Genomic DNA, 12,191 nt, shown 5'->3' with positions numbered 1-12,191 from the left:
TCCGACCCGCGGCGGAATTGACCCATGATTCCGGTGATCGATTGACCCCTTCCCGGCGGTCAATGGCTCTCTAGAGTGGTGATCATGAACGAGAACGCGACCTTCGCCCCCCTCCTGACCCGCGCCGCCACCGCCGAGACCACCGCGGACCCGAGCAGCGTGATGACGCTCCTCGCCGACTCGGACACGACCGGCGGGCAGCTCACGAGCTACCGCTCCTCCTTCGCGAAGGGCGCGGTCGGCGCCCCGGCGCACTTCCACACCAAGGCCTCGGAGATGTTCTTCGTCCTCGGCGGTGCGCTCCAGGTCCTCGTCGGCGAGGAGCTGACCGTCCTGGAGGAGGGCGACTTCCTGCTGGTCCCGCCGCACACCCCGCACGCCTTCGCGGCGGCCCCCGGCGCCGAGGCCGACGTCCTCTTCGCCTTCACGCCCGGCATGGCCCGCTTCGACTACCTGCGTCTGCTCGGCCGGGTCATGCGCGGCGAGGCGAGCTTTGAGGAGATCAAGGCGTCCTCGGAGCAGTACGACAACCACTACGTGGACAGCCCGGTGTGGCAGGCCGCCCTCGCCGAGCGGGGCTGACGTCAGAGGCGGCGGGTCGCGAGCGTCAGCCGGTCCCGCGCGTCGAAGAGCGCATCCTTGATCATCTGCTCATGGGCCGGGGTGAGCCGCGCCACCGGCACCGAGCAGCTGATCGCGTCCCGCGCCGGGGTCCGGTACGGGATCGCGATGCCGAAGCAGCGCAGCCCGAGCGTGTTCTCCTCGCGGTCCACCGAGAAGCCCTGCTCGCGGATGACGCGCAGCTCCTCGATCAGCTCCTCGCGGTCGGTGATCGTGTGCTCGGTCAGCGCCGGCAGCGTCTCCGGGAGCAGCTTGCGCACCTGCTCGTCGGTGTGGGTGGCGAGCAGCGCCTTGCCGAGCGAGGTCGAGTGCGCGGGCAGCCGGCGCCCGACCCTGGTGAACGGCCGCAGGTAGTGCTGGGACTGACGGGTCGCCAGGTAGACCACGTTGGTGCCGTCGAGCCGCGCGAGGTGGATCGTCTCCGTGGTGTCGTCGGAGAGCCGGTCCAGCGTCGGCCGGGCGGCGGCCACGACCTCGTCGCCGTCGATGTACGAGGTGCCCACGAGCAGCGCCCGCACCCCGATGCCGTACCGCGTGCCGGTGGCGTCCGTCTCCACCCAGCCCAGCTCGACCAGGGTGCGCAGCAGCATGTAGAGGCTGGACTTGGGGTAGCCGACGGCCTCCTGGACGGCGGCGAGCGAGTGCATCCCGGGGCGTCCGGCGAAGTACTCCAGCAGCTCCACGGTCCGCACCGCGGACTTCACCTGCGCCCCACCCGCGTCGGCAGTCGCCATGACCCTCGCCCCTTTTTCCGTTGTCCGGTCGTCCCGGTGCCCGCCCCGGCCCCTTGTGGAGACGGTCGGGCCGTCAATAGAGTCCCCCGCAGACGCGTTCATCTACGAGAACGCTGTTCAGAATAGCGAACAGGGGCGTGGCGGTGGCGGCAGAACCAGTGTGGAGTGTGGACCCCCGGACGGGGAAGCCGCGCGAGCAGGTTGCGGTGGAGGCCACAGCGGAGGAGGTCGACCGCGCGGTCAGGGCGGCGCACGGCGCCCGGTCGGCGCTCGCCGACCGCACGGTGCGGGCCGCCTTCCTCCGTACCGCGGCCGACCTTCTCGACGCGGCGCGCGACCACGTCATCGAGGCGGCCGACGCCGAGACGGCCCTGGGACCCGTCCGCCTCAGCGGCGAACTCGCCCGCACCACCGCCCAGTTGCGGAGCTTCGCCGAGGTCGTCGCGGAGGGTTCCTTCCTCGACGTCCGGATCGACCTCCCCGACCCGGACGCCACCCCGCCCCGCGCCGACCTGCGCCGCTGGAAGATCCCGCTCGGCGTCGTCGCCGTCTACGCCGCGAGCAACTTCCCGCTCGCCTTCTCCGTCCCCGGCGGCGACACCGCGAGCGCCCTCGCGGCCGGCTGCCCCGTGGTGGTCAAGGCCCACCCCGACCACCCGGCCACCTCCGAACTCTGCGCCGCGCTGCTGCGCCGGGCCGCGGCCAAGGAGGGCCTCCCCGAGGACGTCCTCGTCCTCGTCCACGGCTTCGACGCGGGCGTGGAGCTCGTACGCCACCCGCTCGTCGCGGCGGCGGGCTTCACCGGCTCCGTACGCGGCGGCCGGGCGCTCTTCGACGCCGCCGCCGCCCGCCCCGCACCCATCCCCTTCCACGGCGAACTCGGCTCCCTCAACCCGGTCGTGATCACCCAGGCCGCCGCCGAGCAGCGCGCCGAGGAGCTCGGGGCCGGCCTGGCCGCCTCCATGACCCTGGGCGCGGGCCAGTTCTGCACCAAGCCCGGATTCGTCCTGGCGCCCCGGGGCGAGGCGGGCGACCGCTTCCTCGCCGCGCTCACCGCCGGGGTCAGCGAGACCGAGCCGGCCGTGATGCTCGACCACCGCATGCGGGACGCCTTCGTCACCGGGGTCGCCGAGCGCGGCGCCCTCGACGGGGTGCGGTCGCCGGTCACGCCGGGCGCGGGCGGCGAGCACACGGTCAGCGCCGGCGTCCTCGCCGTCGACGCCGACCGGCTCACCGGGGGCGGCCACGGCCTCCTCCTGGAGGAGTGTTTCGGACCCGTCACCGTCGTCGCCCGCTACTCCTCGCAGGAGGAGGCCACCACCGTCCTCGGCCTGCTGCCGGGCAACCTCACCGCCACCCTGCACAGCGCGGAGGAGGACGAGGCCGCGGCGCCGCTCCTCGCCGAACTCACCCCGCTCGCGGGCCGCGTCCTCGTCAACGGCTGGCCCACCGGGGTCGCCGTCGCAGCGGCCCAGCACCACGGCGGCCCCTACCCGGCCACCACCTCCACCTCCACCTCGGTCGGCGCGACCGCGATCGAGCGCTGGCTCCGCCCGGTCACCTACCAGTCGACCCCCGGCCACCTCCTCCCGCCGGAGCTCCGCGACGGCAACCCGCTGGGAGTGCCGAGGCGCTGACCCCGCGCCGGAGCGTGATCGGCCGGGCCTGGCGAAGGTCCCGGCCGATCACCGGCGCCCGGGGCTTCCGCGGCCCGGCAGGCGCAGTGACGCCAGTGTCGTCAGGGTCATCAGCCCCGCGCAGATCAGCAGGCTCGTCCGCAGGGCCGTCGCCATGCCGGCCGTGTCCCGGGCCGCCAGTGAACCGAAGACCGCGATGGCGAGTGCGCCCGCCGTCTGCCGGATCGCGTTGAGCAGGCCCGCCGCCGTGCCCGCGCGTTCGGCCGGCACCGCCTCCATCATCGAGGCGATCAGCGGCGGCAGCGAGAAACCCGCGCCCAGGGCCAGCGGGACGAGCAGCAGGGCCTGCGCCACCAGCGAGGTGTCCGCGTCCACCACGAGCAGGCCGAGCAGGCCGACCACCGCGACCGCCTGGCCCACCACGATCGGCATCCTCGCCCCGTACCGGGCCGCGGCCTTCGCCGACAGGAGGTTCACGCCGGCGAGCAGCCCCGTCATCGGCAGGAACATCAGCCCCGCGTCCAGCGCCGAGAGGCCGAGCACCTGCTGGAAGAAGAGACTGAAGACGAAGATCATCCCGTAGAAGGCCACACTGTTCGCGGCGCCCGCCGTCACCGCCACCGCCACCGTCGTGTTCCGGAACAGCCCCAGCGGCACCATCGGATGGCGCCGCCGCGCCTCGATCAGCAGGAAGGCCGCCAGCGAGACGGCCGCGACACCCAGCGCCCACCAGGCCTCCGCACCGCCTTCGATGGCCGCGAACGTCAGCGCCCCGACCGCGGCCGCCGCCGTCAGCTGCCCCGGCAGGTCGAGCGGCGCGGGCCGCCGCTCCGAGCGCGCCACCCGGGTCAGCAGCGCAAGGGCGAGGAGCCCGAGCGGCAGGTTGACGAAGAAGATCCCGCGCCAGCTCCAGGCCGTCGTCAGGGCTCCGCCCGCGACGGGCCCGAGCGCCACCGCGACCGTCCCGCCCGCCGCCCACAGCGAGACCGCCCGGGCCCGCCGCCCGGGGTCGCCGTACGCCTCGCGCACCAGGGCGAGCGAGGCCGGCAGCATCACGGCCGCCGCCGCGCCCTGCACCGCCCGGGCGGCGAGCAGCGAGGGGAGGCCGGGGGCGAGACCGCAGGCGGCCGAGGCGAGGGTGAAGACGACGACCCCGACGCCGTACGCCCGGCCCGCCCCGAACCGGTCGGCGAGCGCCCCGCTGGACAGCAGGAGCGCGGCGAAGACCAGCGTGTACGCGTCGACCACCCACTGCAGGCCGGTCATGCCCGTGCCCAGGTCGGCGCCGATCGCCGGCAGGGCGACGTTGACCACCGAGGTGTCCAGGGTGATGAGCGCGAAGCCGAGCGTCGCGGCGGCCAGCGCCGGGGCGGGGGAGGGGGAAGGGGAGGAGGAGGGACAGGTCCGGGTGACGTGGGGGACGTCGGGGGCTGCGGTGAGTTCGGGCGATGACATGCCCACCACTCTGGTGACCGGCGCGGACGTAGAGTAGTGGCCCGAATGCCATATGCCCGGAGGTTCTGGCCATGCCGGCCCCGTCCCGCGTCCCGTCCGGTGTCCCGTCCCGCGTCCCGTCGCGTGCTCCGTCCGATGCCCCACCCGGTGTCCGGTCGCGCGTCACGTCCGATGCCCCGTCCGGTCTCCCGTCCCGCGTTCCGCCCGTCCGGCGGGTCGCCGTGATCGCCGCCCCGCCCGTGTCCCTCTTCAACCTGGCCATTCCCGAGATGCTGTTCGGGAAGGTCGAGCTCGACGGGCGCCCGGGGTACGAGACCGTCGTCTGCACCCCCGACCCCGGCCCCGTCGCCACCACAGGCGGCCTCGACCTGCTCGTCCCGCACGGCCTCGACGCCGTGGACGCCGCCGACACCGTGGTCCTCGCGGGCAGCGGCTCGTACACGGACCCCGACCCCCGCATCCTCGACGCGCTGCGCCGCGCCGCCGCCGCGGGCAGGCGGATCGCCTCCATCTGCACCGGCGCCTTCGCGCTCGCCGAGGCCGGACTGCTCGACGGCCGGGCGGCGACGACCTACTGGGCGTACCGGGAGCTGCTCGCCGAGCGGCACCCGGCCGTCGACCTCCAGGACGACGTCCTCTTCGTCCAGGACGGCCCCCTCCTCACCTCCTCCGGATACGCGGCGGGCATCGACCTCTGCCTCCACGTCATCCGCACGGACCACGGCGCCGCCGTCGCCAACACCGTCGCCCGCCTCGCCCTCGTCGCGCCCGTACGGCCCGGCGGCCAGGCCCAGTTCACCGAGACCCCGCTGCCGCCCGAGCGCGGCGTCTCCTTCGCCGACACGCGCGCGTGGGCCATGGGCCGCCTCGACGAGCCGCTCACGCTCACCGACCTCGCCCGGCACGCCGGGACCTCCGTCCGCACCCTTTCCCGCCGCTTCCACGCCGAGACCGGGGTCAGCCCGCTCCAGTGGCTGCTCCACCAGCGCGTCGAGCGGGCCAAGGAGCTCCTGGAGACCACCTCGCTCGGCATGGAGCGGGTGGCCGGGGCGAGCGGCCTCGGTACGGGGGACTCGCTGCGGCAGCACCTGCTGCGGCGCACGGGCCTCACCCCGAGCGCGTACCGGGCGTCGTTCAGCCGCGTGACGGCGGGTGCTCCGCCTCACACCGGCGGTTGAAACGGAATGAACCGGACCGGCGGCGGCGTTTCCGCCGACGAACACCCGTACAGGCAACCCCCTCGGAGATCCCTCACATGCGCGTCGAAATCTGGTCGGACATCGCTTGCCCCTGGTGTTACGTAGGCAAGGCCCGCTTCGAGAAGGGCCTGGCGGCGTTCGCGCACCGCGACGACGTCGAGGTCGTCCACCGCTCCTTCGAGCTCGACCCGCACCGCGCCAAGGGCGACACCGGCCCGGTCCTGGAGATGCTGGCGAAGAAGTACGGCCGGACCCTCGACGAGGCCCGCGCCATGGAGCAGCACGTCGCCGACAACGCGCACGCCGAGGGCCTCGGATACCGCACCGACGGCCGCGACCACGGCAACACCTTCGACATCCACCGGCTGCTCCACCTCGCCAAGGCGCGCGGCCGCCAGAGCGAGCTGCTCGACCTGGCCTACCGCGCCAACTTCGCGGAGGAGCGCTCCGTCTTCGACACCGAGACCCTGGCGGTGCTCGGCGTCGAGGCCGGCCTCGACGAGGCCGAGGTACGGGCCGTCCTCGCCGACGAGTCCGCCTACGCCGAGGCCGTCCGGGAGGACGAGCGCGAGGCCGCCGAACTCGGCGCCAACAGCGTGCCGTTCTTCGTCCTGGACCGCCGCTACGGCGTCTCCGGCGGCCAGCCCGCCGAGGTCTTCACGCAGGCCCTGGAGCAGGCCTGGCAGGGCCGCGCCCTCCAGCCGGTCGGCGCCGACGCCGACGCCGAGGCCTGTGGCCCGGACGGCTGCGAGGTCCCGCGCGCCTGACGGCCCCGGGCCGGTGGGCCCGACGGCCAGGGGCCGGTCCGATCGTTCGTGACCACGCGTCCCTGACGGTCCGAGAACCCTCCGGTCTGACGGTCGTACTTGCTCTGACCTGCGGAGATAAGCGCGTCTTGGGGATTCCCCACGGTCGAATCGCCATTGACGGGTGATCGTGGGGAATCCAGGGTGGGCACATGGATTCCCTGCACCAGCCGCTCGGCGGCGCCGAGTTCGCTCCGAAGAAGACCTACCTCAACACCTCCGCCTGCGGATTGCTGCCCCGCCGGACGATCGAGGCAGTCACGCTCCTCGCGGAGGAGACCGCCGACGGCCGCTCCGACGGTGCGGGCAGCTTCGACGTCGTCGAGGAGGCCAGGGCGGCCTTCGCGCGGCTCGCGCACGTTCCGCACGAGCGCGTCTCCGTCGGCAGCTCCGTCGCCGTGCACTGCGGAATGATCGCCCAGTCGATGCCCTCGGGCTCCGAGATCCTCTTCCCCGAGGGTGACTTCTCCTCCGTCATCACCCCGTTCACGATCCGCGGCGACCTCAAGACCCGCTTCGTGCCGTTGGAGCTGCTCGCCGAGTCCGTCCGCCCCGAGACCGCGCTCGTCGCGTTCTCCGCCGTGCAGTCCGCGGACGGCCGGACGGCCGACTTCGCGGCGGTACGGGCGGCGGCGGCCGCCCACGGCGCCCGGACGCTCCTGGACGCCACGCAGTCGGCCGGCTGGCTCCCGCTGCACGCGGGGGACTGGGACTACACGGTCGCCGGTGCCTACAAGTACCTGCTCTGCCCGCGCGGGGCGTCCTTCCTCACGGTCACCGAGGAGGCGCAGGACTCGCTGCTCCCGATCCACGCCAACTGGGTCACGGGCGAGGAGCTGTGGGTGAACAGCTACGGCCCCGTCCGCGAACTGGCCCGCTCCGCGCGCCGCTTCGACGAGCCCGTGGCCTTCTTCTCGTACCACGGGGCGGCGCAGTCGCTCGCGCTGCTCGAAGAGGTCGGCATCGACCGCATCGAGGCCCACGACAAGGGGCTCGCGGCCCGCTTCCGCGCCGGACTCGTCGAGCTCGGCCACGCGCCGGTCATGGACGACTCGACGGTCGTCGCGGTCCCCGGCCTCGGCGACCGCGCGGACGCGCTGCGCGCCGCGGAGGTGCTGCTCTCCGCCCGCGCGGGCAACCTGCGGGCCTCGTTCCACCTCTACAACACGGCGGCGGACGTCGACCGGGCCCTGGACGTCCTGGCGGGCTGACCACAAGGCCACGCGAGGCCACCGCGGGGTCACCCGCGAGGCCACCGTGAGTGTCCGCAGGGTCACCTGCGAGGCCACCGCGAGGCGACCGCAGGGTCACCCGACAGGCCACCGCGAGGCGACCGCAGGGTCACCCGCGAGGCCACCGCGAGGTCACCGCAGGGCCGTAGCGAGCCCCCGGGGCGGGGGCCCGGCTCCCGCCCCGCCCCTCAGCAGCTCTTCGGCAGGTTCGGGCAGTCGCCCTCCTCGCCCGCCTCCGCGTACAGGTTCTCCGCGACGAGCCCGAGCAGGCGGGCCAGCTCCGCGCGGTCGGCCGGGGCGAGTCCGCCCAGCGACAGCTCCTCCAGCCCCTGCCAGGCGCCCTCGACCCCGGCGCGCAGCGCCAGGCCCTCGTCCGTCGTCTCGACGAGGACCGCGCGCCGGTCGGCGGGGTCCGGGCTCCGGCGGACGAGTCCGCACTGCTCCAGGCGCTGGAGCATCTTCGTCACCGTCGAGGCGTCGAGCCCGAGGGAGTGGATCAGCTCGGACTGGCGGACCGGCCCGCAGTCCCACAGGCGCATCATCATCAGTTCCTGGCCCGGGTAGAGGCCGAGCTCCCGCAGCCGCCTCCCCATGGCGATCCGGTGCATCCGGGCGACGCGCGCCAGGGTGTGGCTGACCGGGCCGCCACGCGCGGCGGTGGGCGGTTCGCCGCAGACGCCGGTGCGCGCCGTGGCGCGCGGCTCGGTACAGACGGGGTCGGTGGTTCCGGACATCGGGACTCCTCGGGACGGCTCTCCCAGAAGATTACCTTGGTCGGCCAATGAATGGGTTACAGTGACAACGGCCCAATTAGTTGGCCGACCACATATTGATGTGAGGGAACCGCCATGACCACTGCCTTCGACCCCGTCGACCTCGCCGGCACCCGTCTCGCCAACCGCATCGCCATGGCCCCCATGACCCGCAGCCGGGCCGAGGCCGAGGGCCGCACCCCCACCGCGCTCGTCGCCGAGTACTACGCCCAGCGCGCCTCGGCCGGCCTCATCATCACCGAGGGCGCCCAGCCGACCGCCGTCGGCCAGGGCTACCCCAACACCCCCGGCCTGCACAGCGCCGAGCAGATCGCCGCCTGGCGCGAGGTCACCGACGGCGTCCACGAGCGCGGCGGCCGGATCTTCGTCCAGCTGATGCACGCCGGCCGCATCAGCCACCCCCAGGTCCTCGGCGACGGCCTCCACCCCGTCGGCCCCTCCCCGGTCACCCCGGCCGGACAGCTCTTCGCCGGCTCCGGCCTCATCGACTTCGTCGCCCCGCGCGAACTCACCGCCGAAGGCATCCGGGAGACGATCGCCGGCTTCGCCGCCGCCGCCCGCAACGCGGTGGAGGCCGGCTTCGACGGCGTCGAGATCCACGGCGCCAACGGCTACCTGATCCAGCAGTTCCTCGCCTCCGGCTCCAACCACCGCACCGACGAGTGGGGCGGCCCGGTCGAGAACCGCATCCGCCTCGCCGTCGAGGTCGTCAAGGCCGTCGCCGCCGAGATCGGCCCCGAGCGCACCGGCCTGCGGATCTCCCCGGCCAACACGTACAACGACATCGCCGAGACGGACACCGCGGAGATCTACCCGGCCCTCGTCGCCGCGATCGACCCGGTCGGCATCGCCTACCTGCACGTCACGGAGCCCGCGCCCGAGGTCCGCGAGCTGACCCTCGCCCTGCGCAAGACCTTCTCCGGCACCTTCATCCTCAACCCGGCCACCGAGGGCCCGACCGGTCCCGACGCCCTGGCCCTGATCGAGGACGGCACCGCCGACCTCGTCGCCTACGGGGCGCTGTTCCTCGCCAACCCCGACCTGCCGGCCCGCCTCAAGGCCGGCGGCCCGTACAACACCCCGGACACCGCCACGTTCTTCGGCGGCGACCACCGCGGCTACACGGACTACCCCGCGCTGTGACGGACGCGGGTACGCGAGAGGGGCGGGACCCGGCCACGGATCCCGCCCCTCTCCCGCGCCCTACTTCCAGGCGTCCGTGACCGCGCGCCGCGCGCCCTCCAGGTCCACCGTGCGGCCCGTCTCGCCGAGCGCCGCGCCCAGCGCCGCGAGCGAGGACTGCACCGCGCCCGGAGTCGCGTCCACGCCGTAGTGGTTGACCCGGATCATCTCCTTGGCCAGCGCCCCGCCGCCCGCGATCAGCGGCAGCGACGGATCCGCGGAGAGCGCCTTCGCGACCAGCTCCGAGGCGTCCACCCCGGCCGGCGCGCGCAGCGTCGTCGCGACCGGGGCCGCGTCCTTCGCCTCGTACACGTACGGCTCCAGACCGCCGCCCAGCGCCAGCGCGCCCGCCCGGGTCGCCGCCGCGGCCGAGGCGTGCCGGGCCATCAGCGCGTCCAGGCCCTCCGCCTCGATCCGTTCCACGCACGCTTCGAGGGCCAGCATCTCCAGCTGCGCCGGAGCGTGCAGCAGCGCCTTCCGGCCGCCGTCGATCCACCGCTCCTTCCAGTCCAGGAGGGAGAGGTACGAGCGGCGCGGCGCGGCCGGGTTCGCGGCGAACCGCTCCCAGGCCCGCGCGCTCACCGAGACCGCCGAGACGCCCGCGGGGCCGCCCATCGCCTTCTGCGCGCCGATGATGCACATGTCCACGCCCCACGCGTCCGGCAGCACCGGCTCCGCGCCGATCGACGCCACCGCGTCCAGGTAGAACAGCGCGCCGTGCGCCCGGACGACCTCGCCGATCTCCGCGACGGGGTTGGTGTTCCCGGTCGCCGCCTCCGCGTGCACGAGCGACACGAAGTCGATCTCCGGGTGCGCGGCGAGCGCCCGCTCGACCTGCTCGGCCGTCACCGCCGTGTGGAAGGGCACCTCCAGGTCGACCACGGTCGCCCCGCAGTCCCGCAGCCAGTTGCCGAAGGTCTGCCCGTACGGACCGGTGACGATGTTCAGTGCGGTCGAACCGGCCCGCGCCCCGCTGCGGATGCACCCCTCCAGCGGAAGGAGCGCCTCGCCCTGGGTGATCACCACGTCCTGCTCCGTGGAGAGCAGCGCGGCCACCCGCCGCTCGATCGACGCGAAATGCGCGGCGGTCAGCGGGGCCAGGTCCAGGAGCGGATGTGTCACGGTCACGGGGGTGCCTTCTTCGACTCGGTGCGGTGCGGGTGGAGCTCCGGATCAGCGTACCCAGCGGCCCCCCGGGAGCCGGGCACGGGCGGACTCCCGGCCGGGGCGCGCGCCCTCGTACAGTGCAGACATGAGCGATCACGCGGTGCTGCATGTGAAGGGGCGGGTGCTCGTCGGCCCTGAGGACGTACGGGACGAACTCTGGTGCGTCGACGGGCGGATCACCTACGACCGGCCCGCCGTCGAGGCGGTGACCGTCGAGGGCTGGGCGCTGCCCGGCCTGGTCGACGCCCACTGCCACGTCGGCCTCGACCGGCACGGCCCGGTCGACGACGCCACCAGTGAGAAGCAGGCCCTCACCGACCGGGACGCGGGCACGCTCCTGATCCGGGACGCCGGTTCGCCCTCCGACACCCGCTGGATCGACGAGCGCGAGGACCTCCCGAAGATCATCCGCGCGGGCCGGCACATCGCCCGCACCCGCCGCTACATCCGCAACTACGCCCACGAGATCGAGCCCGCCGACCTTGTCGCGTACGTCGGCCGCGAGGCGCGGCGCGGCGACGGCTGGGTCAAGCTCGTCGGCGACTGGATCGACCGCGAGGCGGGCGACCTCACCGCCTGCTGGCCGCGCCCCGAGGTCGAGGCGGCCATCGCCGAGGCGCACCGGCTCGGCGCCCGCGTCACCGCGCACTGCTTCGCCGAGGACTCGCTCCGCGATCTGGTCGAGGCGGGGATCGACTGCATCGAGCACGCCACCGGCCTCACCGAGGACACCATCCCGCTCTTCGCCGAGCGGGGCGTCGCCATCGTCCCGACCCTGGTGAACATCGCGACCTTCCCGCATCTCGCCGACGGCGGCCAGGAGAAGTTCCCGCGCTGGTCGGCCCATATGCGCCGGCTGCACGAGCGGCGGTACGACACCGTCCGCGCCGCCTTCGACGCGGGCGTGCCCGTCTTCGTCGGCACCGACGCGGGCGGCTCCCTCGCCCACGGGCTCGTCGCCGAGGAGGTCGAGGAGCTGACGAAGGCCGGCATCCCGCCGCTCGACGCGCTCTCGGCCACGGCCTGGGGGGCCAGGGCCTGGCTGGGCCGTCCCTCCCTGGAGGAGGGCGCCCCCGCCGACCTCGTCGTCTACGGCGAGGACCCGCGCGCGGACGTCCGCGTCCTCGCGGCGCCGCGGCGGGTCGTCGTCAACGGCAGGGTGGTCGGCTGAGACCCGGCGGACCCTCCTGGCCCGTGTCCGGCCCGGTCGGCCGGACCTTCCTAGACCCTGTCGTCGAACTCCCGCCCGCCCTGCGGGCGGACGACGGGAGTTCGACGACAGGACCTAGGTGTATTGACCTGCAGGGTTGTTGACTCGGGTGATGGGTGGGTGTCCGTCGAGTGCGGTGTGGCAGCGGTGGTGGTTGTAGGTGTGGAGGAAGTCT

General features: G+C 74.0%; 11 protein-coding genes and 1 pseudogene. 7 read left to right on the top strand and 5 right to left on the bottom strand.

What is annotated here, in order from left to right; genetic code table 11:
* The first annotated feature begins 84 nt into the window (after positions 1-84).
* Positions 85-582, top strand: a complete 498-nt coding sequence (locus ACF08F_RS03410) for a cupin domain-containing protein (RefSeq protein WP_392296819.1) — start codon at positions 85-87, stop codon at positions 580-582.
* Positions 583-584: 2 nt separating this feature from the next.
* Here ACF08F_RS03410 and ACF08F_RS03405 read toward each other — a convergent pair whose 3' ends face one another.
* Positions 585-1,355 carry an IclR family transcriptional regulator gene (locus ACF08F_RS03405; RefSeq protein WP_055644221.1) on the bottom strand — a complete coding sequence of 257 codons (771 nt, stop codon included), beginning with the start codon at positions 1,353-1,355 and terminating at the stop codon, positions 585-587.
* A 143-nt stretch (positions 1,356-1,498) separates the two neighbouring features.
* Here ACF08F_RS03405 and ACF08F_RS03400 point away from each other — a divergent pair, with 143 nt between their 5' ends.
* On the top strand, positions 1,499-2,992 hold the full coding sequence (locus ACF08F_RS03400) for an aldehyde dehydrogenase (NADP(+)) (protein WP_392296818.1): 1,494 nt from the start codon (positions 1,499-1,501) through the stop codon (positions 2,990-2,992).
* A 48-nt stretch (positions 2,993-3,040) separates the two neighbouring features.
* On the opposite strand, the gene ACF08F_RS03395 is transcribed toward ACF08F_RS03400, so the two are convergent.
* Positions 3,041-4,447, bottom strand: a complete 1,407-nt coding sequence (locus ACF08F_RS03395; protein WP_392296817.1) for an MFS transporter — start codon at positions 4,445-4,447, stop codon at positions 3,041-3,043.
* 221 nt (positions 4,448-4,668) lie between these two features.
* Here ACF08F_RS03395 and ACF08F_RS03390 point away from each other — a divergent pair, with 221 nt between their 5' ends.
* The 3 genes from ACF08F_RS03390 to ACF08F_RS03380 all read left to right on the top strand — a co-directional run bounded on the left by ACF08F_RS03390 (position 4,669) and on the right by ACF08F_RS03380 (position 7,663).
* A complete protein-coding gene (locus ACF08F_RS03390; RefSeq protein WP_392296816.1) occupies positions 4,669-5,625 on the top strand; it encodes a GlxA family transcriptional regulator in 957 nt (318 codons plus the stop codon).
* A 77-nt stretch (positions 5,626-5,702) separates the two neighbouring features.
* Entirely contained in the window at positions 5,703-6,413 is a 711-nt protein-coding gene (locus tag ACF08F_RS03385) for a DsbA family oxidoreductase (RefSeq protein ID WP_392296815.1), read from the top strand.
* 191 nt (positions 6,414-6,604) lie between these two features.
* Positions 6,605-7,663, top strand: coding sequence for an aminotransferase class V-fold PLP-dependent enzyme (locus tag ACF08F_RS03380; RefSeq protein WP_392296814.1), 1,059 nt, complete (start codon positions 6,605-6,607; stop codon positions 7,661-7,663).
* A gap of 209 nt (positions 7,664-7,872) precedes the next feature.
* On the opposite strand, the gene ACF08F_RS03375 is transcribed toward ACF08F_RS03380, so the two are convergent.
* Positions 7,873-8,418 carry a MarR family winged helix-turn-helix transcriptional regulator gene (locus ACF08F_RS03375; RefSeq protein ID WP_392296813.1) on the bottom strand — a complete coding sequence of 182 codons (546 nt, stop codon included), beginning with the start codon at positions 8,416-8,418 and terminating at the stop codon, positions 7,873-7,875.
* A gap of 114 nt (positions 8,419-8,532) precedes the next feature.
* On the opposite strand from ACF08F_RS03375, the gene ACF08F_RS03370 reads away from it, so the two are divergent.
* On the top strand, positions 8,533-9,600 hold the full coding sequence (locus ACF08F_RS03370) for an alkene reductase (RefSeq protein WP_392296812.1): 1,068 nt from the start codon (positions 8,533-8,535) through the stop codon (positions 9,598-9,600).
* A 60-nt stretch (positions 9,601-9,660) separates the two neighbouring features.
* On the opposite strand, the gene ACF08F_RS03365 is transcribed toward ACF08F_RS03370, so the two are convergent.
* A complete protein-coding gene (locus ACF08F_RS03365) occupies positions 9,661-10,761 on the bottom strand; it encodes a pyridoxal-phosphate-dependent aminotransferase family protein (RefSeq protein ID WP_392297311.1) in 1,101 nt (366 codons plus the stop codon).
* 130 nt (positions 10,762-10,891) lie between these two features.
* On the opposite strand from ACF08F_RS03365, the gene ACF08F_RS03360 reads away from it, so the two are divergent.
* Entirely contained in the window at positions 10,892-11,977 is a 1,086-nt protein-coding gene (locus ACF08F_RS03360) for an amidohydrolase family protein (RefSeq protein ID WP_392296811.1), read from the top strand.
* 114 nt (positions 11,978-12,091) lie between these two features.
* Here the strand turns inward: ACF08F_RS03360 and ACF08F_RS03355 are convergent.
* A pseudogene (locus ACF08F_RS03355) lies at positions 12,092-12,191 on the bottom strand (IS481 family transposase); the annotation flags it as partial.

Origin of the sequence: Streptomyces sp. NPDC015130 (genome assembly GCF_043080005.1) — a bacterium.
In the GTDB taxonomy this organism is placed as follows: domain Bacteria; phylum Actinomycetota; class Actinomycetes; order Streptomycetales; family Streptomycetaceae; genus Streptomyces.
This window is presented reverse-complemented; position numbering and strand designations above follow the sequence as displayed.